The sequence below is a fragment of the Halorubrum xinjiangense genome, assembly GCF_900102375.1.
Classification (GTDB): Archaea; Halobacteriota; Halobacteria; order Halobacteriales; family Haloferacaceae; genus Halorubrum; species Halorubrum xinjiangense.
In genome coordinates, this window is sequence record NZ_FNBO01000005.1 from 1 (window position 1) to 25,695 (window position 25,695).

A 25,695-nucleotide genomic window follows, 5' to 3' on the forward strand; every position below is an offset into this window, starting at 1 on the left:
GGGCGTTCTTGGGTGGACTTCCGATGAACAGGTGTACGTGATCGGGCATGACTTCGCACTCGACCAGTTCGAGGCCCTTGTCCTCACAGATTTCCGCGAAGATGGTTTCGAGACGTTCCTTCGTCTCCCCCGTCAGGTGCGAACGCCGATATTTCGGTACAAACACTATGTGGTAGTAGAGTTCGTATTTCGCGTGACGGGTACTCTTTACCATCTATGTATACTATCACGGTTGGACGGCTTAAAGACTGCGTTGGAACCCCGTCTATGCCATTGACGGCGGTTGAATACTGTTGGTTGGCTTCATCCCCGCGCTGAAGCGCGAGGCTTTCGCCTCGTATTTCCCGTAACCGGGGTTTGTCACGGGGGCGTCGTGCGGCGCCCCACCAACCACCGTGGTGTGTCGTATCACCGACCGTGGCACGCACTCACTTGCGAAAATCGCAAACTTGCTGCGAGATTCGTACTCTACCGCCGACCTTATTACGATGAGCGTATTCCGTCCGCGTAATGAGCGAGGACCGGACGATTCTCCTTATCGGCAGCGGACCGATCCAGATCGGACAGGCGGCCGAGTTCGACTACTCCGGGGCACAGGCGTGTCGCGCCCTCCAAGAGGAGGGCGCCCGCGTCGTCCTGGTGAACTCGAACCCCGCGACGATCATGACCGACCCCGAGACGGCCGACCGGGTGTACATCGAGCCGATCACGCCCGAGGCCATCGCGGAGGTCATCCGGATCGAGGAGCCGGACGGCGTCATCGCCGGGCTCGGCGGGCAGACCGGGCTCAACGTCACCGCCGAGCTCGCCGAGGAGGGAATCCTAGAGGAACACGACGTCGAGGTGATGGGGACGCCGCTCGACACCATCTACGCGACGGAGGACCGCGACCTGTTCCGCCAGCGGATGGAGGGCCTCGACCAGCCGGTCCCCAAGTCGACGACCATCTCCTTGGACGACGACGAGTCGGTCACCGACTTCGACGAGGAGTACTTCCGCGAGCGCGTTCAGGACGCGGTCGACGCGGTCGGCGGCCTCCCCGTCATCGCCCGGACGACGTACACCCTCGGCGGCTCCGGCTCGGGCGTCGTCGACGAGTTCGAGGAGCTCGTCGAGCGCGTCCGCAAGGGACTCCGCCTCTCGCGGAACAGCGAGGTGCTGATCACGGAGTCTATCGCCGGCTGGGTCGAGCTGGAGTACGAGGTGATGCGGGACGCCGACGACTCCTGTATCATCATCTGCAACATGGAGAACATCGACCCGATGGGGATCCACACCGGCGAGTCGACGGTCGTCACCCCCTCGCAGGTGATCCCCGACGACGGTCACCAGGAGATGCGCGACGCGGCGCTCGAAGTTATCCGGGATCTGGGCATTCAAGGCGGCTGTAACATCCAGTTCGCGTGGCACGACGACGGCACCCCCGGCGGCGAGTACCGCGTCGTCGAGGTGAACCCGCGCGTCTCCCGCTCCTCCGCGCTCGCGTCGAAGGCGACCGGCTACCCGATCGCCCGCGTCACCGCGAAGGTCGCGCTCGGCAAGCGGCTCCACGAGATCGACAACGAGATCACCGGCGAGACGACCGCCGCGTTCGAGCCCGCCATCGACTACGTGGTGACGAAGGTGCCGCGCTGGCCCATCGACAAGTTCGACGACGTCGACTTCGAGCTCGGCACGGCGATGAAATCCACCGGCGAGGCGATGGCGATCGGCCGGAACTTCGAGGAGAGCCTCCTGAAGTCGCTCCGCTCGTCGGAGTACGACCCGGCGGTCGACTGGGAGACCGTCGACGACGACACCTTGGAGACCGAGTACCTCGAGCGCCCCTCGCCCGACCGCCCGTACGCGATGTTCGAGGCGTTCGACCGCGGCTACACCGTCGCGGACATCGAGGACCTGACCGGGATCAAACCGTGGTACCTCGAGCGGTTCAAGCGCGTCAGCGACTCCGCGCAGGCGGCCCAGAACGGCGAGTTCGCGCAGGCGGCCACCGCGGGCCACACGAACGCCGAGATCGCGGCGCTCGCCGGTGGCGGGACCGACGTAGAGGCGGTCGAGGAGGACGTCCCCGGTCGGACGTACAAGCAGGTCGACACCTGCGCCGGTGAGTTCGCCGCCGAGACCCCGTACTACTACTCCGCGCGTCAGTCGGAGTTCAACCGGGGACCGCTGAAGGGCGACGCCGCGGCTGGCGAGCTCGTCGTCGACAAGAGCGTCGACAGCGTGGTCGTCGTCGGGGGTGGCCCGATCCGGATCGGGCAGGGCGTCGAGTTCGACTACTGCTCGGTCCACGCGATCCAGGCGCTCCGCGAGCTCGGCATCGAGGCGCACGTCGTCAACAACAACCCCGAGACCGTCTCGACGGACTACGACACCTCCGACGGGCTGTTCTTCGACCCGATCACCGCCGAGGAGGTCGCCGACGTGGCCGAGGCGACCGGCGCAGACGGCGTGATGGTCCAGTTCGGCGGGCAGACGTCGGTGAACATCGGCGAACCGCTCGAGGCGGAGCTCGACCGTCGCGGGCTCGACTGCTCGATCTTGGGGACGAGCGTCGAGGCGATGGACCTCGCGGAGGACCGCGACCGGTTCAACGTCTTAATGGACGAGATGGGGATCGCCCAACCGGAGGGCGGCACCGCGACGAGCGAGGCGGAGGCGCTCGAGCTCGCCCACGACATCGGCTACCCCGTCCTGGTGCGCCCCTCCTACGTGCTCGGCGGTCGCGCGATGCGGGTCGTCGAGGACGACGCGGAGTTAGAGGAGTACATCGAGGAGGCGGTCCGCGTCTCGCCCGACAAGCCCATCCTCGTCGACCAGTTCCTCGACGACGCGGTGGAACTGGACGTCGACGCGGTCGCGGACGGGGAGGACGTGCTGCTCGGCGGCGTGATGGAGCACGTCGAGAGCGCGGGCGTCCACTCGGGCGACTCCGCGTGCATGATCCCGCCGCGCTCGCTCGGCGACGAGACGCTCGGGCGGGTCCGCGAGGTCACCGAGGACATCGCCCGCGCGCTCGACACCGTCGGCCTGCTCAACGTCCAGCTGGCGGTGACGGGCGTCGAGGGCGAGGCGGAAAGCGAGGTGTACGTGTTAGAGGCGAACCCGCGCTCCTCGCGCACCGTCCCGTTCGTCTCGAAGGCGACGGGCGTCCCCATCGCCAAGCTCGCGGCGAAAGTGATGACCGACGACCTGACGCTCGCCGACCTCGACGCCGACGAGCAGATCCCCGAACACCGCTCCGTGAAGGAGGTCGTCCTCCCGTTCGACCGCCTGCCGGGTTCGGACCCGCGGCTCGGTCCGGAGATGAAGTCGACCGGCGAGGTCATGGGTACCGCGACCTCCTTCGGCAAGGCGTACGACAAGGCGCAGGACTCGACCGGGAAGCCGATCCCCGAGTCCGGCACCGCCGTCGTCGACCTCTCGGCCGAGGAGTTCCCGGACCCGGGCACCGAGGCCGGCGAGGCGCTCGTCGAGGGGTACGCGGCGCACTTCGAGCTGAGCGAGGCGACGGACCTGATCGAGGCGGCCAAGCGCGGCGACCTCGACCTCATCGTCTCGCGCCAGCGGGACCTGCTTGAGGTCGCCGTCGAAGAGGAGATCACCTACTTCTCGACGCACGCCTCCGCGACGGCCGCCCTGGAGGCGCTCGACCACGCGAGCGACGACCTCGACGTGATGGCGGTGTCTGACCGCCCGAAGCGCGTCGCGAAGTGGGGCGCCGCGGAGTAGTCCGCCCGGGCGCTACAACGCCTCCAGCGTCGCGCGGTCCACCTCGGTCGCGGGCATCTCCTCGCCGCCGTACTCCGCGACGAAGTCGTCGACGTCGCCGTCGTCGGTGAACGGGATCAGGTCCGGCCCCATCGCCCCGATGACCTCGCTGCGAACGACGACCGTGAGAGCCGACTCGCGGGCGAACGCCTCGCTCTCGACGTGCGAGGAGAACATCGTGTCGTCGCCCTCCTCGAACACCTCCTGATCGACCGCCGAGTAGTCGGTGAGGAACGTCGCGACCGGGCTCCGCCCCTCGTCCTCGGCGTCGAAGCGGTAGGTGTACGCGCAGGTGCCGCTACAGAACTGCGCCGGGCGGCCCCCCTCCGGCTCGTCGTCCTCGAAGTGGACCTGTCCGACCGTCCCGGGATGGTCGGCGACGATCATCCCGCACTGGTCACAGGCCTGGTCGTCGTCGATGGAGACGGGCGAGATCGACGCCGACTCCTGACCGGAGCAGCCGGCGACGGTCGCGGCGCCGGCGGCGGCGAGTCCCGCGAGCAGCCGGCGCCGGGGGAGCGTCGCGCCGCTTTCGGATCGGCTCGTCGGCGGGTCGGAGACGGGTGTCGACCGGTCGGATAGCGCCATGTGTAGATCTTACTAAACGGCCCTCTTAGCCCCTCGGGACGCGTTCAACGGCGCGTTCGAGGAACGAACCAGACGCCCTAAGTCGCGGCCGTTCGAAGCTGTCGCGTGGCAGTTTTCGACCCCGATACCGCCCGGTCGCGTCGCGTCCGGATCGCGGCAGTCGGCTTCGTCGCGCTCGCCGCGGTCGCGACCGCCGGCGCGTTCGCCGCCGACCCGAGCGAGTCGGTCCCCGAGCCGGTGCGGTTCGACGACGCTGTCGAACTCGGGCTCTCCTCGGAGACGGACGCGCTGATGGCCGGGGACGCGACCCTTCCGCGGGTTCAGGTGTTCTACTCGCAGCTCCAGTACGTCGTCGGCTACAACGGAGTCGGCGCGTTCGTCGACTCGCGCTCGGACGGGCGGACGGAGCGGCAGTTCGGCTACCCGCTCGTCGCGTACGTCGAGACGTTCGATCACAGGGACCCGGGGAGGACCGACTCCGGGCTGTTCTCGGCGACCGGAGCAGGGGGGTGGACGCCGGTCGGGGAGGCCCGGTACGTCGTCGGGAGCGACGCGCGGACCCCGGCGGGCGAGGTCGTCGTCCCCTTCCGTGACCGCGAGGCCGCGGCGGCGTTCGCCGCCGACCACGGCGGGTCGGTCGTGGGCTGGGAGGCGGTCCGGACCCGGTCGTTCGACGTCGACTCCGCGGCGACCGTGCGCTCGCTCGCCCCGGAGCGCTGGCGGACGGCGACCGGGCGGCTCGCGGCGGCGGAGGAGCGGGCGGACCGGCCGGTCTCCGTCGTCGTCGGCGAGGACGCCCCCACCATCGACGCCGCCGTCGCAGCCGCGCCGCCGAACACGACGGTCCGCGTCCCGCCCGGGACGTACAAAGAGAACGTGACGGTGAACCGGTCCGTGACGATCGCCGGGGCGGGCGCCGGCGGCGAGCGGGGCGACGCCGGCGCGACCCGCGTCGTCGGGAACGGGACCGGCTCGGTGATCACCGTCCGCGCGCCCGACGTGGCGCTCACGGGGATGCGGATCGCGGGCACCGGGAACGAGACTCGCGACCCGGAGGCGGCCCGCGAGTCACGGGACCCCGAGGGCGAGGCGTGGGACACGAACATCCAGCTCGGCTACGGCCACGGCGACGCCGGGATCAAGGCGGTCGGCGCGCCGGGGCTCGTCGTCGACGACGTCGCCATCGACGCGGGCGCGAGCGGGCTCCTGCTGCGGGAGGGCTCGCACGCCACCGTCAGGGAGCTCTTCGTCGACGGGACCGACGAGTGGCAGGAGGGGTTCATGGGGATCACCGGAATGGAGTCGCGGGTCACCGTCACGGACAGCCGGTTCGAGGGCGGCCGCGACGGGATCTACCTCCACCGCGCGGACGGCTCGGTCGTGCGGAACTCGACGTTCGCCGACAACCGATACGGGACGCACCTCATGTACACCGGCGACGCGCTCGTCGCGGACAACGCTTTTCGGAACGAGCTGTTCGCCGGCGTCACCGTGATGACGCGTCCGGCCGGCAACGCGATCGTCGGCAACGACGTCCGCGGGTCCAGCGCGGGCATCCAGGCGTCTGGCACGCGGACGTACGTCGGCCACAACACCCTGGTCGGGAACGAGCTCGGCTTCTCCACGAGCGCCCGCGGGTCGCTCTACGAGCACAACGTCGTCGTCGACAACGAGCTCGGCGCACGCGCGACGACCGTCGTCCCGTCGAGCCGCGTCGTCGCGAACGACTTCGTCGGCAACGACGACCACGCGGCCGCCGGCGCAGGCGCGCTACGCGTCTGGGCCGACGGCGACCGGGGGAACTACTGGGAGGGCGCGAACGTCGGCCCGCACGACCCCGGAAGCCGGGCGTACCGGCCGACGTCTCCGGTCGACGCGGCGCTCCACCGGGAGGCGGGCGCGGTCACGGTACGCGAGTCGCCCGCCGCGCGGCTCCTCGACCGCCTCCGCGGGACCGTCCCCGGGGCCCGGTCCGGGAGCATCGTCGATCCGGCGCCCGCGACAGAGCCCTACCACCCGGACCGAGTCGACGCGGTCACCGGAGCGGACGCCGGCGCCGACGGGCCGGTTCGGACGGACTGGCGGGTCGCGAGCGATCCCGACGGAAACGCCACGGCGACCGCGGAGGGGTCGGCGTGAGCGATCGCCCGCTCGCGGCGGTCGACGGAGTCGCCCGTTCCTACGGCGGCGTCCGGGTCCTCGACGACGTCTCGCTGTCGGTCGAGACGGGCGTCACCGCCGTCGTCGGCCCGAACGGCTCCGGCAAGTCGACGCTTCTCGGCGTGCTCGCGGGCGCGGTCGAACCCACAGCGGGATCGGTCCGGTAACGACGCGGCGACCACCGAGAGGAGACGGAGAGGCACGTCGGCTATCTCCCGCAGCGCGTGCCGTTCCGCGACGACTTCACCGCCCGCGAGACGCTCGGGTTCTACGCGGCGCTCGTCGACGGCGACCCGGACGAGGCGCTGGCGGCGGTGGGGCTCTCCGACGCGGCCGACAAGCGGGTGGCGGACCTCTCCGGCGGGATGCGACGGTTGCTCGGGATCGCGCAGGCGACGCTCGGCGACCCGGCCGTCGTCGTCCTCGACGAGCCGACCAGCGGGCTCGACCCCGAGATGCGAGAGCGGGCCTTCCGCGCGGCGGCCCGCGCCGGCGACGACGCGGCGGTCGTCGTCAGCTCGCACGACCTCGACCTCGTCGACGCGCACGCGGACGCCCTCGTCGTCCTCAGCCGCGGACGGGTCGCCGCGTCGGGACCCCGCGAGCGGCTCCTCGCCGAACACGGCGCCGCCGACGTTCGGGAGCTGTACCGCGCCGTCGCGAGCGGATCGTCCGACCGACCGACGACTCCCGACGGCGAGGAGACTGGGGACGACGCCGACGGTGACGCGACCGGGGAGTCGGTCCACGTCACGGGGGTATCCGACCGATGAGGTCCTCGCTCGGCGGCGTCTGGGTCGTCTTCCGTCGGGAGCTGACGACGGTGGGGCGGACGCCAGGCTACGCGGTCCTCGCGGTCGGACTGCTCGTCGTGCTCGGCGGGCTCGTCGCGGTCGGCGGTGGCGGCGCCACCGGGTTCGTGCCCGCCGTCGTCGACCTACTCCTACCGACCGAGGTGCTGGTCCCGCTGCTCGCGGTCGTGCTCGGCTACCGCGCGCTGTACGCCGACGCCGCGAGCGGCGAGCTCGCCGTGATCCGGACCTACCCCGTGAGCGCGGTCGCGTACGTCCTCGGCGTGCTGCTGGCGCGGACGGTCGCGCTCTTCGCGCTCGTCGGCGGCCCGTTCGCGCTCGTCGGGGCGTACGTCTGGCTCACCGCCGCGCCGGACACCGGGATCTTCGCGACGCACGCGGGCGTCGACTCCCCCGTGCTCTTCGTCCGCTTCGTGGCGCTCGTCGTCCCGTTCGGCGCGGCGTACCTCTCGCTGTCGGCGGCGGTGTCCACGATCGCGACGAGCCGCCGGAGCGCGGTCGCGCTCGGCGTGCTCGCGCTGCTCGCCGGGATCCTCGGCGGCGACCTCGCGGTGCTCCGGTCGCTGTCGGCGGGGGCGTCGCCGAGCGGTATCGCCGAGTCGATCGCGTTCACCCCCAACGGGGCGTTCAGGGGGCTCGTCTTCGAACACGTGATCGGGGTCGCCTTCGCGCCGGAGGGCGGCTTCGTCGACACGGGCCGCGCGGTGGCTTCGCTCGTCGGCTGGTGCCTCCTCGGGGCCGCCGCGGCGGTCGCGGCGGTCGCCTTCGGCTCGCGCGTCGACGTCGCGGTCGAGCGCCTCCGCGGGCGGCTCGGCCGGTAGACGGGACGGGCGGCCGGTAGACGGGACGGGCGGCCGGTAGACGGGACGCCCGGCTCAGTCCGAGGCGGCGTCGTCGCCGACGGCCCCGGGCGCGTGGGCGTACACGGCGTAGAGGACGAGCGCGGCGATCAGGAAGTCCAGGCTGTGCGCGATGAGGTGGTGGGCCGGCATCGGCACGACGCCGAGGACCGTGCCGGCGCCCACGACCGACCGGGCGAGGAGCGCGCCGACCGCGAGGGAGATCAGTCGGTACTGCGCCCGCCGCCGGCGGCGGTACGCGGCGAGGCTGACGGCGAAGAGGAGGGTCGTCCCGAGGCCAGCGACGATCACGACCGCCAGGATCGGGAGCGACCCCTCTACCGACCACCCGGCGAGCGCCGGCACCGACGCGAGCGGCTGCGTCACACTCCCCCTTCGACCGCGACGAATAAGAAGACGTTCCCCTCGCGGCGTTCCCAGACAGGGAGACAGCGCGCGCGGCTTTTATCCCGCGCGAGGGAAGGTCGGATAGTCACGAATGTCGGACACCAGATCCCGGATCCGGCGCCACGTCCGCGACACCCCCGGCGTCCACTTCAACCGGATCGGCCGCGATCTCGACATCGCGACCGGGCAGGCGCAGTACCACCTCCGGCGGCTCGTCCGCGACGGCGAGCTAGCGGTCGAGCGGATCGGCGGGCGCGCGCACTACTTCGATCCGGCCGTCGACGCGTGGGACCGCCGGACGCTCGCGTTCCTTAGGCGCGAGACGGCGCGCGAGATCGTCGTCCGCCTCCACGCGGGCGGTCCGACCCGGCCGGCGGCGCTCGCGGACGACCTCGACCTCGCGAAGAGCACGGTGTCGTGGCACGTCTCGACGCTCGCCGACCACGGGATCGTCGAGAAGTCGCCCGACAGGCCGATGACCGTCGCGCTGGCGCGTCCCGAGCGGACGGCGGCGCTCCTCGACGAGGTGTCGCCGTCGCTGCCCGACCGGCTCGTCGACCGCTTCGTCCGCACGGTCGATTCCCTGTTCGACGCCGAGAGCTGACGGCGTCGACGCCGACCGAGCGGCGACTCGCTCCGGACCGACGCCGCGCGCGGGCGCTCCCGTTCGCCATTCGCACCAGATCGGTTAGCGCCCTCCGGGCCGTTTCGCCGACATGTACGTTGCCAGCGCCGGGACGCTCCGTTCGCTCCTCGCTACCGCCGACCCGGCGACCTGCGAGCCGAGCGGCTCCCTGTACGCGACCGACTCGCTCGGCCTCGGCGTCTTCCTCCTCGTCGGGCTGCTCGGCGGCGCCCACTGTCTCGGGATGTGCGGGCCGCTCGTCACCACCTACGCCGACCGGATGCGGTCCGAGGACCCCGGCGGACGCGGCGGGCGCGACGACCTCACCGTGCGGCAGGTCCGACAGCACGCGTTGTTCAACCTCGGGCGGACGGCGAGCTACGCGGTCCTCGGCGGCCTCTTCGGCCTCGCGGGGAGCCTCGCCTTCGTCACGGGACGGACGGTCACGACCCTCGCCGACGACGTCCACGCGCTCACCGGCATCGCGGTCGGCGGGGTGATCGTCGCCGTCGGCGCCCGCTACGCGCTCCGACTGGAGTTCCGCTCCGTCCCGATACCGGGGTTCGACCGGGCGGCGTCGGCGGTGAGCGACCGGATCGTCGCCCGCGTCGACGCGTGGGTCGGCGACTGGCGCATTCTCGGGTTGGGTGCGGCCCACGGGCTCCTGCCGTGTCCGCTCCTCTACCCCGCGTTCCTGTACGCGTTCGTTCAGGGGAGCGCGCTCGGCGGCGCCGTCGCGCTGGGCATCCTCGGCCTCGGGACGGTGCCGGCGTTGCTGCTCTTCGGCACGGCCTTCCAGTCCGTGCGCCTCGAAACGCGGCTCCGGTTCCACCGCGTCCTCGGGGTCGCGTTCGTCGCGCTCGGGTACGTTCCGCTCCAGCACGGGCTCGCGACGCTCGGCGTCCCGCTGCCGCACCCGCCGATCCCGTACTACGCGCCGTTTTAAAAGGTGACTCGGCATGGTGAGTCGCCAGGTCGAATCACTGGGCCGGGCCGCTGCCCGATCGCCTTTGTAAGGCAGCGCCGCACGCGTTCGTCGATCGCACCAGACGCGTTATGCGCCGCTCGGCCGTTTGCCCGGGTATGAAGCGCCGAACGCTGCTCGCCGGCGTCGGAACGGCCGCGGCCGGCTCCGTCGCGGGCTGTACCTCGCGCCTGTTCGGCGGGAGCCCGGACGGGGTCGCGCTCGACCCGCAGGAGGACCAGATCGCGGACAGCGAGGACCTCGCGTACCCCGCCTACGGGCAGCCGCTCCCGTCGTTCGAGCTGCCGGCCCCGCTCGCGGACGAGACGTTCGACAGCGACGAGCTCGACCGGACCGCCCTCGTGACGGGCGTGTTCACCTTCTGCCCCGCGGAGTGTTCGATCCTGCTCCGACAGTGGGTGACGGTCCAGCGCCGCGTCGCGGACGCGGGACTGACCGACGACGTGTACTTCCTCCCGATCACGTTCGATCCGGAACGCGACGACGCGGCCGCGCTCCGCGACAACGCCGAGTCGATCGGCGCCGACCTCGACGCCGGCAACTGGATCTACCTCCGTCCCGAGACGCCCGAGCGCGCGAAGGCCGTGGTCGAAGACGAGCTGGGAATCGGGTTCGAGCGGACGACCGACAGCGACCGGCTCTCGGGATACGACTTCACGCATATCGTCGTGACCATGCTCGTCAACCCCGACGGCGTCGTCGAGCGGGCCTACCGCGGCGAGCGGCTCGACCCGGAGCGCGTCGCCGCGGACGTCGAGCGGGTCGTGGCCGCCTTCGCCGACGAGTGACGGGAGGTGGGCTCGGCCGCGCGGCGCCACCCGCCGGCGGGAGGGGAACGCACAAGCCGTCCGCCGCCCTGCGGACCGGTATGAACGTCGACATTCTGCTGTACGACGGGTTCGACGAGCTGGACGGGATCGGCCCGTACGAGGTGTTCGACTACGCGCTCGGTTTCGCCGCCGAGGAGGCGGCCGACGACGAGACCGGCGACGGCGGGCGGTCCGGCCGCGTCCGATACGTCACGCTCGACGAGCGCGACCGGGTGACGGCGAGCCACGGAACGCGCGTCGGGGTGGACGGAACGCTCCCCGACGCGGACGCCGCCGACGCGCCCGATCTGTTGGTCGTGCCCGGGGGCGGGTGGAGCGCGCGCGACGAGGAGGCGAGCGCGTGGGCGGAGGCGCGGAAGGGCGACGTGCCGCGGGCGCTCGCGGCGCACCACGAGTCGGGCACGCGGATCGCCTCCGTGTGCACCGGTTCGATGCTGCTCGCGGAGGCGGGCGTCACCGACGGGCGCCGGGCGGTTACGCACGCCTCGGCGATCGAAGAGCTCCGGGAGTCGGGCGCCGAGGTCGTGGACGCGCGCGTCGTCGACGACGGCGACCTCCTCTCCGCGGGCGGGGTCACCTCCGGGATCGACCTGGCGCTGTACGTCGTCGAGCGCGAGTTCGGCGAGGCGGTCGCCGACCGGGTGGCAACCGTCATCGAGTACGAGCGGAGATACGAGGTCGCAGAGTAGGCCGGCGCGGCGGACGTCTCCGCAGATGGAACGGACCGAGGGGGACGGTCAGTCGCCGCCGTCGTTCGGGAGCGGCACGTCGCCCCCGTCGTCCGGGTCCGCTTCGTCGCCCGCGGTTTCGCCGTCGGCGTCAACGGTGATCACGGTGCAGTCGAGTTCGCCCCGGAGGAACGAGTCGATGTCGGGGTCGGAGAGCAGCTTCTGGACCATCCGGCGCCACCGGCCGGCCTGCTTCGAGCCGATGACGACGACGTCGGCGCCCTCGGCGACGATCTCTTCGAGGATCGTCTCCTCGACGAGGAAGCCGCGGCGGACGACGTAGCGCGCGCGGTCGACCCGGCCGATCCGCTCTTCGACCGCGCGCTTGAGGTCGCTGCGCGAGACGCCCCCCGAGCGCTGGTATAAGTCGACGTGGAGGACCGTGAGGTCGGCGCCGCGCTCCTCGGCGATGCGAGCCGCTTCTCGGAGCGTCGCCGCCGAGTGCGACGAGGGAGGGAATCGGACCGGGACCACGACGAGAGTCATGTCAGGAAGATGGGTGCCGCGGCGTGAATACGCTGTCGATGTGGCGGCTCCCCCGGGGCCACGATTAGCTGTGCCCGTCTATCGGCACCGGCTCGTACGGTTCGGCCAGCCAGTCGAGGTCGGAGTCGGAGAGGTCGACGTCGAGCGCCTCCACGGCGTCGACGACGTACTCCGGTTTCCGGGCGCCGACGATCGGCGCGTCGACGGCATCCTGATGCAGGAGCCACGCCAGGGCGATCTGCGCCATCTTGACCCCCTTCTCCTCGGCGAGTTCCGCGACGCGCTCGTTGATCTCACGGCCGCCGTTCGCCGCGTACGTCGTCAGCCGCTCGTGGAGGTGCCGGTCCGTCTCGCCGCGGACGGTCGCCTCCAACTCGTCGTGCGGCCGCGTGAGGAACCCGCGGGCGAGCGGGCTCCACGGGATCAGCCCCACGCCCTTCCGCTCGCAGAAGGGGACCATCTCGCGCTCCTCCTCGCGGTACGCGAGGTTGTAGTGGTCCTGCATGGTGACGAACGGCTCGTACCCGTCCCGCTCGGCGACGTGAAGCGCCTCCGCGAACTGGTGGGCCCACATCGAGGAGGCGCCGACGTGCCGGACATCTCCGCGCCGGACGGCGTCGTCGAGCGTCCGCAGCGTCTCCGCGATCGGGGTCTCGTCGTCCCAGCGGTGGATCTGATAGAGGTCGATCGCGTCGGTGCCGAGCCGGTCGAGGGAGTTCCGGAGCTCCTGTTCGATCGCCTTCCGCGAGAGTCCGCCCGAGTTCGGGTCGTCGTCGTCCATCTGGAAGTACACCTTCGTCGCGATCACCTGCCGGTCGCGGTCGTACCCGTCGAGCGCCTCCCCGAGCACACGCTCGCTCTCGCCGGTGTTGTAGGCGTTCGCGGTGTCGAAGAAGTTGATCCCGTGGTCGATTGCGGTGTCGACGACGTCCTGCGCCTCCTCGGCCGAGAGGTGCCACTCCGCGTCTCCGCCGAAGGTGTTCGTCCCGATCCCGATCCGGCTCACCTTCGTCCCCGAGCTCCCGAGGGTGGTGTACTCCATACGACGGCCACGCGCGGCGGGGAGGAATTCGTTCGGGTTGCGCCGTGGCCCTCGCCGCGCCCGCGGCTTTTTGTTCTCGCCCTCGAACGTACCGGTGATGGATCGAGACGGAGCGCGCCGCGCGACGGGCGGGTAACATGGAGCCACTCCCGACGGACAGGCTCTCGCCGCTCGCGAGCCGAGTCGACGACGTCCTGGCGCTGTACGGCTACGAGATCGGCCCCGCGATCGAGGCGATAGACGGGGCCGTGGCGGGCTACGGCGGCCTGTTCTCGCCGGGAACGAGCGACGGTGAGATCCGCGCCGCCGTCGAGGAGGTCCTCGCCGCCGGGCCGCCGTCCGGGGGCGATCCGTGGCGATCCGGCGACCTCGACGTGGTCCTCTACGTGGACGGGAGCTCCCGCGGCAACCCGGGACCGGCCGGAGCGGGCGCGGTCCTGCGGGCCGCGGAGGGACCGACCGTTCGGTTGGGTCGACCGGTCGGCGCCAGCGCCGAGAACAACACCGCGGAGTACGCGGCCCTCCATCTCGGGCTGGAGGCGCTGGCCGCGCGCTGTGACCCGGCGACCGTCGAGGTCCGCATCGACTCGCGGACCGTCATCGACGACATCTGGGGCGACGGCGAGGGCGTCGCGGCGGCCGCGCCGTACAGGCCGGCGATCCGGGACCGCCTGGCGGCGCTGTCCGCCTGCGAGTGGACCCACCTCGTCGACAGCGACCCGAACCCGGCGGACGCGCGCGCCGCGGTCGGTGCCGACATCGCGGCGCTCGGTCCGTAACGGACCCGCGAGAAGCGTTCTACGACCCGTCCGGCGTCTCCTCGACGGAGACGGTTTCGGCGGCGCCGGTCGGCGGGTCGAGCCGGACGCTGTGCCGGGTGTGTCGCGCGTGGGTCCGGGCCCAGCGTCGCGCGGGCCGCTCGGAGAGGAACCGCTCGCCGCCGGGACAGCGGTCACACCGGACGACCCACGGGGTCACGTCGTCCGGGTAGTGGCCGGTGTGGCGCTCGTGGTCGAGCGCGAACTGCTCGATCGCGTGGCCCCCCGGACCGAGGTCGTCGAGGTCGCTGTCGAGGGTCCACTCGCGGCCGCACCGCTCGCAGGAAACGGTCGGTGCCTCCCGCGTATCGTCCGAAAGGGCGTCGTCGGTCACGGGCCCGCTTGGGGGCGCGGCTACTTCAACGGCGACCTCTGGCTGTCTCGAACCCGCCTCAAAGCGCCGGCGGTTCGCCGCGGCCGATGACGATCTCTTGGCCCTCGACGTCCTCTAAGGCGGCGACGCGGCCGCCGATCTCGACGCGGCCGTTCTCGGTCTCGACGACGAGCGAGGCCACCTCCTCGGTGTCGACGAACGCGACGTCGACGACCCTCCCGCGGACCGTCACCTCCTCGCCGGTCTCGATGTCGCGACCCTCGACGCTCGCGTAGAACTCTTCGTCGTCGAACTCGCGGACGTCCTTGACGGCGCGGCGGATCGACGCGTAGCGGCGGGGGAAGGGGCGCTCCTCGCCGTCGGCGGCGAGCGTCTCCGCGGTCGTCCACAGGACCGTCCCGAAGAAGCCGGAGACGAGGAAGCCGAGCGCGGAGCGGTTGAAGATGACGCCGTAGCGCTCGCGGTCGTCGCGCAGCGCGTCCTGCGTGGCGTAGACGGAGTACTCGCCGTCGCCGACCGCGAGGACCGGCGTGGTGATCCCGCGGCGTGCCCGGGCGATGGTCGCGACCTCCAGATAGTCGAACTCCGACGGGTCTGGCGCGTTCGACGCGGGCGTGACGAGCAGTTCGACGCTGACGCCCGCGGCGACCTTCGCGGCGAGCTCGTCGCGGAACCGGCGGAGGAGCCCGGGGGTGAGCGACAGCGCGAGCTCGTACTCCGCGTTCGCGATCACCTCCTCGAGGTACCGGAGGATCGTCGAGCGCGACTTCACGAGCGACACCGCCTCGGTCTCGCGGGTCGGCGCCGTGTAGCGGGCCTCCAGCTCGTCGACCATCTCCGCGAACGACGAGCGCAGGTCGCCGAAGGCGTCGTCGGGATCGACCGCGACGATCTTCATCGGTCGCGACTCGCGGAGCTCGACGAGCCCGCGGTCCGAGAGGCTCCGGACGGTGTCGTACACCCGCGGCTGCGGGATGTCGGTCCGATCGGCGATGTCGCTCGCCGTCAGTTCCCCGTGTTCCAACACCGCGAGGTACGCGTCGATCTCGTACTCGCCGAGGTTGAATCGGTCCCCGACGCGGTCGAGCGTGTCGCGGAGGTCGTCGGTCATGGGCGGAAGAAGGAGGGCGGGGATTATAGCTTTTTACTATGAGTCGAGTTGTACGCGTTTTCAGAGTTCGGTCCTCCCGTTCGGCCGACTACATGTACATCCGGTCGTACGTTCCCTCCGGCTCCCGCTCTTCGATCCGCTCGGCGAGGTCCTCGTAGCGGCGCCGGATCTCCTCGGCGAACGCCTCCAGCGGGGCCGCGTCGACGCCGACGTCGTAAATCGCGTTCGCCGTGTCGACCAGCCGCACCGCGGCGTCGACGTCGGGCGCCTGCGCGTGGACCGGCGTGACGAGCACCCCGACGCCGAGCGGCGAGTCGAGCCCGCGTTCGAGCAGCCCGGCGTTCGCCCCGTCGAGGAAGCCCGACTCCATCGCCGGCACGTCGACCCCGTCGCCGAGGCGCTTGTCGCGGTAGTCCTCGGTGGCGACGTGGAAGGTCCGGTGCGCGTCCGGGCCGTGCGGCACGGGGACGCCCGCCAACACGGCGATCTCTTCGACCCCGTTCGCTTCCGTCCAGTCGATGAGGGCGTCCGCGAGCAGTTCGCCCAGGAACGGCGGAACGAACTGCTCGGCGACCAGGACGGTGACGTCGCGGGCCGGGTCGGTGTACAGCCGGATCGGGTGCCGCGGCGTCCCCTTCGTGAACGGCGTGATGGACGGCGCGCCGCCGATCCGGACGTGGCCCGTCTCCTCGAGGTCGAGGTCGTCGACGAGGTAGTCGACGGCGGTCAGCCCGGCGAGCCCGAACGAGGAGAACCCGGCGATCAGCGTTTCGCCCGGCTTCGAGTCGTGTTCGACGCTGAACCTCGGTACCGTCGGATCCGCGGCCTGATGTGACATACTCCCCGTTCGCTCAGCCGGGCCATAGTGATTGTGCCGCGCTCAGCCGCGCCGTAGTGATTGTGCCGCGCTCAGCCGCGCCGTAGTGATAGAGTTACGAGCGCATACCCCCGTCTTTAGGCGGGGGTCGAGCGGACAATAGCGTACACTTCCACCGACGACGCTACGGCTGGATTTCCCACCGGTTCACCACCAGTATTAACACACCTTGATACATAGTGTGTAACGCAGATGAAGACCACACGGCACGCGACTTACAACCTCAACTACCACATAGTGTGGTTGCCGAAGTACCGCAACTCGGTACTCAAAGGCGATGTCGCTAACCGTGTGCGAACCATCCTCCAGGAAATTGCCGACGACAAGGGCCTCGAAATTCTCGATCTCACCGTACAGCCCGACCACGTTCACCTGTTCGTCAGTAGTCCGCCTAAGAACGAACCGGCGCTCCTCGCCAACTGGTTCAAGGGTATCTCCTCGCGCAAGTACAACCACCGATACGCCGACCACGACGGCGAGAAAATCGGATGGGCGAGAGGCTACTACGCAGGGACCGCTGGGCACGTTTCGAGTGAGACTGTCCAGAACTACATCCAGCGTCACGAGGTGGATGAGTCGTGACCGAACTCACGAAGACGCTGGAACTCAAATTGGTAGAGCCGAACGCTCACAAGCGGAGAAAACTCCGAGAGACGCGAGAGGCGTACCGACAGGCCCTTGATCACGCCTTCGACGCCCGATGTACCACGCAGACCGAAGCGAACGATGTGGTGGTCACCTACGACCTGAGTGGGTACGCGAAGAACGCGCTCAAACAATACGTTCCGCAACTCACGACGACATACAACGCGGGCGAACTTCACGACGACCACCCTGTTCGGTTCACCAACGAGGGGCTACGGCTCGACCACAAACCCGAGAATGAGATCGAGTGGTACGCCAAAATCCCGCACCACGAGGATTACCACCTCTGGATGCCAGCACAGCCGAACCCTGAGCAACGGGACTGGCTGGAAGCGTTGGACGCTGGTGACGCGGAAATGGGCGAGAGTCGGCTGTTCGAGCGAGACGGAACGTGGTTCCTCCACGTCACCGCCACCCACGACGTCGAGGAACCCTCCGAGGTGTCCGCCGAAGAACGGACGCCCATCGGAGTGGACATCGGGGAATCATCACTCGTCACGGTGTGTCACCGCGACGATCACGGTTCCCCGACCGCACCTGAACTGTGGGCCGACGAAGGGAAGACCGTTCGTCAGCTCCGCAAGACCTACTTCACCGTCAAGCGCCGACTCCAGACGCGGGGAAGCGAGCGTATCGCGGAGTCGTTCGGGGACGACCTGTGGAACCAGATAGACGATGTGTTCCACCGGGTCACCCGCGAAGTCGTGGAGTACGCCGAATCCGTCGAGAATCCCGTTCTCGTTCTGGAAGACCTGACGTATATCCGGGAGTCGATGGACTACGGCGAGTACATGAACCGGCGTCTCCACGGCTGGGGGTTCGCCAAACTCCACGCGCAGATACGCTACAAGGCCGTCGAGAAGGGAATCCCCGTTGAGACGGTACACCCGCGCAACACCTCGAAGGAGTGCCACGCTTGCGGTGAAGTGGGATACCGCCCACGACAGGCGACGTTTACGTGTACGAACGACGACTGCTGGGTGGATGAGTATCAAGCGGACGTGAACGGAGCGATAAACATCGCAGACCGCTACCTCAGCGGAGAGAGCCATTCAAGAGAACACACGGATGGGGATGACTCGGCTGAGGATGGGGGGCGTTTGACCGCCCCACAAGACACCCACGCCGATGCTGAGACCCAGCAAGGGACGCGTGGAACGTACGCGTCTTGAAACCGCCAGGCCACGCTCGGCCTGAAATCCCGTGGTGGGATTCCCGCGTCTTCAGGCGCGGGAGGAGGTCAATGTCCCGCTCGCTCGCCGTCGACGCGCCGCGCGTTCGGCCGACCAGCCGCGGGGAGAAACGCTTTTTCGGATGGCCGACGGCAGATTCCCATGGGCTTCCCGGAGGGGGCGGCGGTCGCGGGGGTCGTCTCGCGGCTCGACGGGCTCGTCACGCGGCTCTCGGACCTCCCGGGAGCGGGCGTTCTGACCGTCGTCGCCGCCGTCGCGGTCGGCGTCGTCGTCGCCAACTTTCTCGTCCGGCTGATCGGTCGGCCGGTCGCGCGCCGCGTGTCGCGACAGAGCGTCGCGCAGACGATCGTTCGCGGGGTGCGGGCGGGAACGATCGGAATCGCGCTGCTCGTCGGGCTCAGCGCGGCCGGGTTCCGGTTCGCGGACCTCCTCCTCGGGACGGCGGTGTTCTCGGCCGTCATCGGTATCATCCTCGCGCCGCTGGTGGGGAACTTCATCAACGGCGTGTTCATCCTCGCCGACCAGCCGTTCGAGATCGGCGACATGATCGAGCTAGAGGACGGGACGACGGGGTTCGTCGAGGATATCACGATCCGGTACACCAAGATATTCACCCTCGATAACACCTTCCTCGTCGTGCCGAACGGGACGATGCGCGAGCGCGACGTGACGAACTTCTCCGCCGAAGACGAGCGCACGCGCCGCTCGATCGACGTCTTGGTCACCTACGAAAGCGACATCCCCGAAGCCCGGCGGCTCGTCGAGCGCGCGGCGCGCGACTGCGACGCCGTCGTCGACGGCGGGCCCGACATCCGCATCGGCGTGGCGCGGTACATGGCGGGCCCGGACTGCCGGCTCCACGAGTTCGGCGACAACGGGGTCCTGCTCCGGCTCAGGTACTGGGTCAAAAAGCCCTACAAGCTGGCGAAGGTCCAGTCGGACGTGAACACCCGGATCCGGGAGCGGTTCGCGGATGCGGACGTCGAGATGGCGTACCCGCACCGGCACCTCGTCTTCGACGACACGTCCGGGGTCGCCCGCGTCGACGCCGACTCGGCGGCTGCGCACGGCGATGCGGACGCTGCCGCGGGCGCGAGCCGGTCGGCGGCCGCCGTGTCGGAGGGCGGAGCCACGGACGCCGAGACCTCCGACGGCTCCGCCGACCGCGACGCTGACAACGCCGACCGCTGACCGGATCGGAAGCCTGATAGAGCGCGCGCGGCGTTTATATATCAGTGAGCGACGAGCCCGCTGCCGACCCCTCCGACCCGTCAGACCCCTCCGACGGAGCGAGCAACTCTCCCGGCGACGCCGCCGACGGGCGCCACGGGGCCGACGGCCCCGGAGACGCGCTCGGGGACGGCGACGACGGCCCCCTCGACGACGAGTCGATCACCGAGGGGAGCCTCCTCCGGCCGCTGTTCCGCCTCGCGTGGCCGATCGTCGTCATCCAGCTGTTACAGGTGACGTACAACATCGTCGACACGCTGTACCTCGGCCGCCTGTCGGCGGAGGCCGTCGGCGCGATCAGCCTCGCGTTCCCACTCATCTTCCTCCTGATCGCGGTCGCCGGCGGGTTCACGACCGCGGGCGCGATCCTCGTCGCGCAGTACACCGGCGCCGACGGCGAGGGGTCCGCGGGGCTCGTGGCGGGACAGACGATATTCACCGTCTCGGTGCTGTCCGTGCTCATCGGAATCGGCGGCTACTTCTACACCCGGCCGGCGCTCGAGATCCTGCCGAGCGACGCGGACACCGCGGCGACGGTGATCCCGCTCGCGGCTGACTACATGGAGGTCATCTTCGTCGGCATCCCCCTGATGTTCGGCTTCTTCGTCTTCTCGGCGCTGATGCGCGGCTACGGCGACACCCGAACGCCGATGGCGGTCATGTTCGTCTCCGTCCTCCTGAACGTCCTGTTGGACCCGTTCTTCATCTTCGGGTTCGACGGGAACCCGCTGTTCGAGTGGCTCGCTGCGGTTCCGGGCCTCGCCGCGCTCGACCCGGTCGCGCTGGAGGCGACGCTCCTCTCGGCGACGGGGATCACCGGGATCGGGATCCAGGGCGCCGCGCTCGCGACGATCCTCTCGCGGGGCGTCGCGACCGCCATCGGGCTCTGGATCCTGTTCGGGACCGGCTACGGCCCCGACGTGACGTTCGGCCACCTCGTGCCGGACCTCGATTTCATCCGGGACATCTTCCGGCTCGGGCTCCCTTCCAGCGTCGAACAGACGACGAGCGCGCTCGCGATGATCACGCTGACCGCGATGATCGTCACCTTCTCGCCGCCCGTCGTCGCCGCGTACGGGCTCGGCAACCGGCTCATCTCGCTCGTCTTCCTCCCCGCGATGGGGCTCGGCCGCGCTATCGACACGATGGTTGGGCAGAACCTCGGCGCGAACCGTGCCGACCGCGCCGGCAAGGCGGTGAAGTTCGCCGCCACGACCGGCGCGGGCGTGATGTTCCTCGTCGCCGTCGTCGCCGTCGCGTTCACCGAGCCGATCGTCGGGGCGTTCCTCGGCGACGTGCCGGACGCGCCCGCGACCATCTCCTACGCGGTCGAGTACGTCCGGATCCGGTCGGTCGAGTTCGCCTTCATCGGCGTCTCGCAGGTGATCTTAGGCGCGTTCCGCGGCGCCGGCAACACGAAGACTGCGATGGTCATCTCGATCCTCACCCTCTGGGTGGGTCGGGTCGCGAGCGTGGCGTACCTCGTCTTCGTCGCCAACTGGGGCGAGACCGGCGTCTGGGTCGGGATGGCGCTCGGCAACGTCCTCGGCGCCCTCGTCGGCGTCGCGTGGTTCTCGCGCGGCACGTGGACCGAGCGCTACATCGACGACCCGGAGCCGGGCGTCGACCCCGTGAGCGACGACTGAGCCGCTCCGGATCCGTTGAAATCCGTAGCAAGTGAGATATTCCGACCCAATGGCGCTCAATATAGGGAGAGCAAAGACCGATCTGCGGTGCGGTGGCGCGCGCCTCCGAGTGGCCGCCGAAGGCGGCCGCGAGGTGCGCGTGCGAGGGAGTCGGTCGCCGGAGCAACGCGGAGCGACCGACGAGGCTGGGGAGGCGTGAGGTGCGGTGCTGTGCGGGGGCGGGACTCGAAGGGGCAGCCGCGAGGCGGGCGCAGGCGACGGAAGCACCGCAGCGAGGGAGCGAAGCGACTGAGCGAGGAGCGCACCGAGCATGCGCCCGCCTCGCGGCTGGGGCTTCGGTAGTGTTCGTGTCGATCGGGGGTTTATAAGTAGTGACAACATCGTACAACCTCGCTGCTGGGACTTCGGAAGTTTTCACCGCGCTCGCATCGTTCCCGTTTGGTGTTGGACTTCTGCCCAACGCCTATGCCGTTGGGTGGTGTCCCAACATGTAAGGGATGCCCTCAGAGCCGTTCTTCCAGTACACGCACACGTCGAAGCCGGCCTCGTCGAGAACGTCGTGCTTCGACCGATCGACGACACCGAGACGTACCCCTCGGGCTGGAAGTACACGCTCCATCTGGGCACCCTCGACGATCTCACGCTCGTCCGGTACGACAACTCCCACGAGGATACGAAGGGGCACGAGCATCACACCGCAGCTGGCGATCTCGACGGCGTCGGGTTCCCTGGGATAGAAGAGCTTCTCGTCGAGTTCTGGGCGAGTGCGGATGAGTACTGGGACGCCGTCGGCGGCAACCCACCCCGACAGCACTGATCGAACACCACCAGACCCACCGCCACCCCAACCATGACCACACTCCACATCACCGTCAGCGACCGAGAACAGCTCCGTGAGGACGCACTCCAGTTCGTCCATGACGTCGAGAACGACAACCAGGACGGAAAGGCGACGCTCCAGTTCGGAACCTACGACGACTTCGTCGACAGTCTCACCCCCCTCCGCCTGCATCTCATCCGAGCGATCGCCGAGGAAGCTCCCGGAAGCATGCGCGAAGCGGCGCGGCTCGTCGAGAGAGACGTATCCGACGTCCACTCTGACCTGAAGCAGCTGGAAGTACTGGGTATCCTTACGCTCGAAGAGGGCGGCCCCGGCGGCGCGATACAACCGGTCGTCCCATTCGACCGCATCGAAGTCCACATCGACTACCCGCTCATCGATGACAGCGATGCCGACAGCGCCCCCGCGAGTGGGTAGTCGGTTCGCCTCAAGCTGGGAGGATTCTCAGCGATCAATTCGCACTCTTCAGCGACCAGCCGTTTCAGGCGAATATGTGTCTGAAGAAGGGATTTCAACGGAGCCGACGCTCCGTATAGCCGATCGCCGGTGCCCTCAGTGCCTAAACAGGTAGGCCGCGTCGCCGTCGCGCAGCAGGCAGAACCGCGCGCCGTCGTTCTCGGGGAACGTCGTCCCCGCCTGTCGCGTGACGAACAGCCGCGAGAAGGCGTCGTCGCACACCGGACACGCCATCCCCTCGCGGTTCTCCCAGAGGCTCGTTCGGCCCGAATCGCGGAGCTGTTTCAGCTCGTGGCGGTGGTCGTGGACGTCGAATCCGGTCATGGACGGGAGTTCGACGGGAGGGTGTTGAACGTGTCCTCGCGAGTCTCAGTTCGGAGAACGAGAGCTCACTCCGCCAGCCGCATCGGCTGTGCCTCCCCGTATGTGAGCGTCCGCCACACCCACTCGACGGGACCGAACCGGAAGTAGCGCAGCCATATCACCGAGAGCGGCACCTGGACCGCCCAGATGGCGAGGACGACGCCGTACTGTTCGACGCGGCTCACGGAGCCGAACAGCCCGAGGCCGTGGCCGTAGAAGACCGTCGTGGCGATGACCGTCTGGAGCAGGTAGTTCGTGAAGGCGGTCCGCCCGACGGCGGCGAACGCCCGCGTCACGGGACCGGCCGGGCGGCGCTCGGCGTACAGCATGACGAGCCCGAGGTACCCGCCTGCCACGAGGAAGCTCCCGACGAAGTTGAACTGGAGGAAGAACAGCGCGGCGTCGGCGCTCCAGTCGTTCGCCTGGATATACGCGACGCCCGCGACGACGATTCCGAGGCCGACGACGCCGACGGCGACGAGCCGCCGGTACAGCTTCCGCGACCGCTCGCCGGTCAGGACGCCCCACTTGTACAGCGCCATGCCGAGCAGCATCGTGCCGCCGATCTGCCAGAAGCTCTCGACGATCCCGATCTGCCGGTTGAACGCGGCCGACACGCGGTGGTCGAGCTGTTCGAGCCAGCCGCCGCGGTAGGCCGCCACCTCCTGTCGGATCGCGGCCTCCGAGGGCGCCCAGAACCCCCCGACCGCCTCGGCGCCGAGCGACACCGCGGCGAACAGCCGCAGGCCGACGAAAACCAGCAGGCAGGCGACGCCGAGCGCGGCCAGCTTCCGCGCTTCGAGGTCGCGAGCGAACACCAGGAACAGCCCCGAGAGGCCGTAGGCCACGAGGATGTCGCCGTACCACAGGACGTAGGCGTGCAGGAGGCCGATCGCGATGAGGACCGCGGTCCGGCGGTAGTGGAGCCGGACGGCGTCCTGCCCCTTCCGCTCCTTGCTCTCCGTGAACAGGACGATGCCGGCGCCGAACAGCGCCGAGAACAGCGTGATGAACTTGTTCTGCGCGAACACGTGGCCGACGAACCACGCCCAGTAGTTCGCGCCCGTGAAATCGCCGTAGGAGGTGGGGTTCGTCAGGGTCGACTCCGGCATCGCGAACACCCAGACGTTGATGACGAGGATGCCGAGCAGCGCGAACCCCCGGAGCGCGTCGAGGCTGGTGATGCGTTCGGAGGGCGGCGTGGGGCCGGGATCGCGGGTCACGAGTTATCCGCGGAAACGACCCGCAGCACCGAATAGGTTCCCATCGCGGAGGGCGCGACTGGCGGCCGGGACGGGCGCCGTCGTCGGCCGGGCCCGCCGACTTCGTCCGTCTCGGTCGGCGCTGTTGAAATCCCATTCTTCAGACGGATTCTCGCCTGAAACGGTCGGTGAAGAGTACATCTTGATCGGCGGCGGGAGAAGATGCGTCGGATCGCTCGGTAGTTGTTTATAAGTAATTCGCGACTGCGCGGAGAACGCCTCCAAAGCCCCAGTCGCGAGGCGGGCGCACGCTCGCTGCGGTCCTCAGTCAGTCGCTGTCGCTCCGTCCTTGCGGTCCTTGCTTCGCCTGCGCCCGCCTCGCGACTGCCCCTTTGAGTCCCACCCCGCACCGCTCCGCACAGCACCTCACGCCTCCCCAACCTCGTCGGTGGTTCTCCGCTTCGCTCCGAACCACCGACTCCCTCGCGCGTGCTGCCTCGCGGCCGCCTTCGGCGGCCACTTGGAGGCACGCGCCACCGTATCGGTTATTTATAAGCAATTTGTATTGAACAAAACCAAGTGCGAATAGATCACTCGTAGCGAATGTCAACAGGGCCGCTCAGTCCAGCTGGACCGCCGCGCCCGTCTCCGAGGACCGATAGATGGCGTCGATAACGCGCTGGACGCGTAACCCCTCCTCGACGGTGTTTATCGCGGGCGCCTCGCCCGCGGCGACCGCTTCGAGGAACGTCACCTGCTCGGCGGCGTGGCCGTCGCCCTCGCGCGTCTCGACCGTCGCGTCCGCGAGGTGGTGGCCGCCGCCGACGCCCGCCTCGTGGATCGTGAGGTCGTCGCTCCCGCGGTCGAACGTCGCCCCTGCCTCGGTGCCCCGGACCACGAACTCGTCCGTCGCGGCCCGGTTCGTCGCCCACGCGACCTCCAGCGAGACCGTGGAGCCGTCTTCGGCCCGGATGAACGCCGACGCGGAGTCCTCGACGTCGAACCCCTCCGGACCGGCGTCGTCGCCCCACATGTGGACGTACGCGTAGTCGTCGCGGCCGCCGAACTCCGAGCGCGTCTTCCCCGAGACCTCCACGACCTCGGGGTGATCGAGGAAGTAGAGCGCGAGGTCGATGGCGTGAACGCCGATGTCGATGAGCGCGCCGCCGCCGGCGACGTCCGCGGACGTGAACCACGACCCGCGGCCGGGGACGCCGCGGCGGCGAACGTAGTTCGCCTCGACGTGAGTTGTCTCGCCGAACCGCCCCTCGTCTTGGTAGTGTTTGATCACCCGGACCGGCTCCGCGAACCGGTTGTTGAACCCGACCATACAGAACCCCTCGGCGGCGCGGGCGGCCTCCGCGATGCGCTCGGCGCTCTCGAGCGTGTGCGCCAGCGGCTTCTCTAAGAGGACATCGAGCCCGGCCGACAGCGCCGAGACCGCGTACTCCTCGTGGAAGCGGTTCGGCGTAGTGACCAACACGGCGTCGCAGTCGTCGTAGAGGGCCGCCTCGTCCTCGTAGGCGGGCAGGTCGAACTCCTCGTGGAACCGGGCGCGGGCGTCGGCGTCGATGTCCATCCCGCCGACGAGGTTCATGCCGCGCTCGACCAACTTCGTCGCGTGGTGGGACCCGATACCGCCGAGGCCGACGATCCCGACGGCGACATCGTTCGGATGCGTCATGTGCGGGATTCACAACGAGTG

At 69.6% G+C, this 25,695-nt stretch carries 24 protein-coding genes and 2 pseudogenes; 15 read left to right on the forward strand and 11 right to left on the reverse strand.

The features are described from left to right. A partial coding sequence (gene tnpA, locus F3H13_RS07205) for an IS200/IS605 family transposase (protein ID WP_149798369.1) occupies window positions 1-214 on the reverse strand: 214 nt, incomplete at its 3' end. Window positions 215-510: 296 nt separating this feature from the next. Between tnpA (F3H13_RS07205) and carB the strand changes: the two genes are divergently transcribed. Continuing rightward, window positions 511-3,732, forward strand: coding sequence for a carbamoyl-phosphate synthase large subunit (gene carB / locus F3H13_RS07210; protein ID WP_149798370.1), 3,222 nt, complete (start codon window positions 511-513; stop codon window positions 3,730-3,732). A 12-nt stretch (window positions 3,733-3,744) separates the two neighbouring features. Here the strand turns inward: carB and F3H13_RS07215 are convergent, their stop codons facing one another. Then, a complete protein-coding gene (locus F3H13_RS07215; RefSeq protein WP_149798371.1) occupies window positions 3,745-4,359 on the reverse strand; it encodes a nitrous oxide reductase accessory protein NosL in 615 nt (204 codons plus the stop codon). A 105-nt stretch (window positions 4,360-4,464) separates the two neighbouring features. On the opposite strand from F3H13_RS07215, the gene F3H13_RS07220 reads away from it, so the two are divergent. From F3H13_RS07220 to F3H13_RS07230, 3 genes and pseudogenes are all read left to right on the forward strand, one after another. Next, a complete protein-coding gene (locus F3H13_RS07220) occupies window positions 4,465-6,498 on the forward strand; it encodes a NosD domain-containing protein (protein ID WP_149798372.1) in 2,034 nt (677 codons plus the stop codon). Then, window positions 6,495-7,292: pseudogene (locus F3H13_RS07225) on the forward strand (ABC transporter ATP-binding protein). Before F3H13_RS07220 ends, F3H13_RS07225 begins: the two are co-directional and overlap by 4 nt. Beyond that, the gene (locus F3H13_RS07230; RefSeq protein WP_149798373.1) at window positions 7,289-8,152 is read left to right on the forward strand and encodes a copper ABC transporter permease; all 864 of its coding nucleotides are present in this window, start codon (window positions 7,289-7,291) and stop codon (window positions 8,150-8,152) included. The pseudogene F3H13_RS07225 and the gene F3H13_RS07230 overlap by 4 nt, the downstream one beginning before the upstream one ends. A 54-nt stretch (window positions 8,153-8,206) precedes the next feature. On the opposite strand, the gene F3H13_RS07235 is transcribed toward F3H13_RS07230, so the two are convergent. After that, entirely contained in the window at window positions 8,207-8,557 is a 351-nt protein-coding gene (locus F3H13_RS07235; protein WP_149798374.1) for a DUF7471 family protein, read from the reverse strand. Window positions 8,558-8,669: 112 nt separating this feature from the next. On the opposite strand from F3H13_RS07235, the gene F3H13_RS07240 reads away from it, so the two are divergent. The 4 genes from F3H13_RS07240 (at window position 8,670) to F3H13_RS07255 (ending at window position 11,707) form a co-directional block, all read left to right on the forward strand. Continuing rightward, window positions 8,670-9,182 (forward strand): winged helix-turn-helix transcriptional regulator, encoded by a 513-nt coding sequence (locus F3H13_RS07240; protein WP_149798375.1) that lies wholly within the window; start codon window positions 8,670-8,672, stop codon window positions 9,180-9,182. Between the two features lie 112 nt (window positions 9,183-9,294). After that, window positions 9,295-10,149, forward strand: a complete 855-nt coding sequence (locus F3H13_RS07245; RefSeq protein WP_149798376.1) for a sulfite exporter TauE/SafE family protein — start codon at window positions 9,295-9,297, stop codon at window positions 10,147-10,149. A 137-nt stretch (window positions 10,150-10,286) separates the two neighbouring features. After that, window positions 10,287-10,976 (forward strand): SCO family protein, encoded by a 690-nt coding sequence (locus tag F3H13_RS07250; protein ID WP_149798377.1) that lies wholly within the window; start codon window positions 10,287-10,289, stop codon window positions 10,974-10,976. Window positions 10,977-11,056: 80 nt separating this feature from the next. Continuing rightward, window positions 11,057-11,707: a DJ-1/PfpI family protein gene (locus F3H13_RS07255; protein ID WP_149798378.1), complete on the forward strand. Its 651-nt coding sequence runs from the start codon at window positions 11,057-11,059 to the stop codon at window positions 11,705-11,707. A 48-nt stretch (window positions 11,708-11,755) separates the two neighbouring features. Here F3H13_RS07255 and F3H13_RS07260 read toward each other — a convergent pair whose 3' ends face one another. Continuing rightward, window positions 11,756-12,232 carry a universal stress protein gene (locus F3H13_RS07260; RefSeq protein WP_149798379.1) on the reverse strand — a complete coding sequence of 159 codons (477 nt, stop codon included), beginning with the start codon at window positions 12,230-12,232 and terminating at the stop codon, window positions 11,756-11,758. A gap of 64 nt (window positions 12,233-12,296) precedes the next feature. Then, on the reverse strand, window positions 12,297-13,274 hold the full coding sequence (locus tag F3H13_RS07265; RefSeq protein WP_149798380.1) for an aldo/keto reductase: 978 nt from the start codon (window positions 13,272-13,274) through the stop codon (window positions 12,297-12,299). A gap of 137 nt (window positions 13,275-13,411) precedes the next feature. Between F3H13_RS07265 and F3H13_RS07270 the strand changes: the two genes are divergently transcribed. Then, window positions 13,412-14,053: a ribonuclease HI family protein gene (locus tag F3H13_RS07270; protein ID WP_149798381.1), complete on the forward strand. Its 642-nt coding sequence runs from the start codon at window positions 13,412-13,414 to the stop codon at window positions 14,051-14,053. A 19-nt stretch (window positions 14,054-14,072) separates the two neighbouring features. Here the strand turns inward: F3H13_RS07270 and F3H13_RS07275 are convergent, their stop codons facing one another. The 3 genes from F3H13_RS07275 to F3H13_RS07285 all read right to left on the reverse strand — a co-directional run bounded on the left by F3H13_RS07275 (window position 14,073) and on the right by F3H13_RS07285 (window position 16,375). Then, complete coding sequence (locus tag F3H13_RS07275) at window positions 14,073-14,426, reverse strand: hypothetical protein (protein WP_149798382.1); 354 nt, start codon at window positions 14,424-14,426, stop codon at window positions 14,073-14,075. Between the two features lie 58 nt (window positions 14,427-14,484). Next, on the reverse strand, window positions 14,485-15,537 hold the full coding sequence (trmB, locus tag F3H13_RS07280; protein WP_149798383.1) for an HTH-type sugar sensing transcriptional regulator TrmB: 1,053 nt from the start codon (window positions 15,535-15,537) through the stop codon (window positions 14,485-14,487). Window positions 15,538-15,625: 88 nt separating this feature from the next. Further along, window positions 15,626-16,375: a proteasome assembly chaperone family protein gene (locus F3H13_RS07285; RefSeq protein WP_149798384.1), complete on the reverse strand. Its 750-nt coding sequence runs from the start codon at window positions 16,373-16,375 to the stop codon at window positions 15,626-15,628. 231 nt (window positions 16,376-16,606) lie between these two features. Between F3H13_RS07285 and tnpA (F3H13_RS07290) the strand changes: the two genes are divergently transcribed. The 6 genes and pseudogenes from tnpA (F3H13_RS07290) (at window position 16,607) to F3H13_RS07315 (ending at window position 22,386) form a co-directional block, all read left to right on the forward strand. Beyond that, entirely contained in the window at window positions 16,607-16,996 is a 390-nt protein-coding gene (tnpA, locus tag F3H13_RS07290) for an IS200/IS605 family transposase (protein ID WP_149798385.1), read from the forward strand. Beyond that, entirely contained in the window at window positions 16,993-18,231 is a 1,239-nt protein-coding gene (locus F3H13_RS07295) for an RNA-guided endonuclease InsQ/TnpB family protein (RefSeq protein ID WP_149798386.1), read from the forward strand. Before tnpA (F3H13_RS07290) ends, F3H13_RS07295 begins: the two co-directional genes overlap by 4 nt. A 162-nt stretch (window positions 18,232-18,393) precedes the next feature. Further along, window positions 18,394-19,443, forward strand: a complete 1,050-nt coding sequence (locus tag F3H13_RS07300) for a mechanosensitive ion channel family protein (RefSeq protein WP_149798387.1) — start codon at window positions 18,394-18,396, stop codon at window positions 19,441-19,443. A gap of 44 nt (window positions 19,444-19,487) precedes the next feature. Next, window positions 19,488-21,128, forward strand: coding sequence for an MATE family efflux transporter (locus F3H13_RS07305; protein ID WP_149798388.1), 1,641 nt, complete (start codon window positions 19,488-19,490; stop codon window positions 21,126-21,128). Between the two features lie 497 nt (window positions 21,129-21,625). After that, window positions 21,626-21,945 (forward strand): annotated as a pseudogene (locus tag F3H13_RS07310) (toxin-antitoxin system TumE family protein). 33 nt (window positions 21,946-21,978) lie between these two features. Continuing rightward, on the forward strand, window positions 21,979-22,386 hold the full coding sequence (locus tag F3H13_RS07315; RefSeq protein WP_149798389.1) for an HVO_A0114 family putative DNA-binding protein: 408 nt from the start codon (window positions 21,979-21,981) through the stop codon (window positions 22,384-22,386). A gap of 135 nt (window positions 22,387-22,521) precedes the next feature. On the opposite strand, the gene F3H13_RS07320 is transcribed toward F3H13_RS07315, so the two are convergent. The 3 genes from F3H13_RS07320 to F3H13_RS07330 all read right to left on the reverse strand — a co-directional run bounded on the left by F3H13_RS07320 (window position 22,522) and on the right by F3H13_RS07330 (window position 25,674). Continuing rightward, window positions 22,522-22,749, reverse strand: coding sequence for a DUF7385 family protein (locus tag F3H13_RS07320; RefSeq protein ID WP_149798390.1), 228 nt, complete (start codon window positions 22,747-22,749; stop codon window positions 22,522-22,524). 65 nt (window positions 22,750-22,814) lie between these two features. Next, window positions 22,815-24,011 carry a DUF418 domain-containing protein gene (locus F3H13_RS07325; RefSeq protein ID WP_149798391.1) on the reverse strand — a complete coding sequence of 399 codons (1,197 nt, stop codon included), beginning with the start codon at window positions 24,009-24,011 and terminating at the stop codon, window positions 22,815-22,817. A gap of 598 nt (window positions 24,012-24,609) precedes the next feature. After that, window positions 24,610-25,674: a Gfo/Idh/MocA family protein gene (locus F3H13_RS07330; RefSeq protein WP_149798392.1), complete on the reverse strand. Its 1,065-nt coding sequence runs from the start codon at window positions 25,672-25,674 to the stop codon at window positions 24,610-24,612. Window positions 25,675-25,695 lie beyond the last annotated feature (21 nt).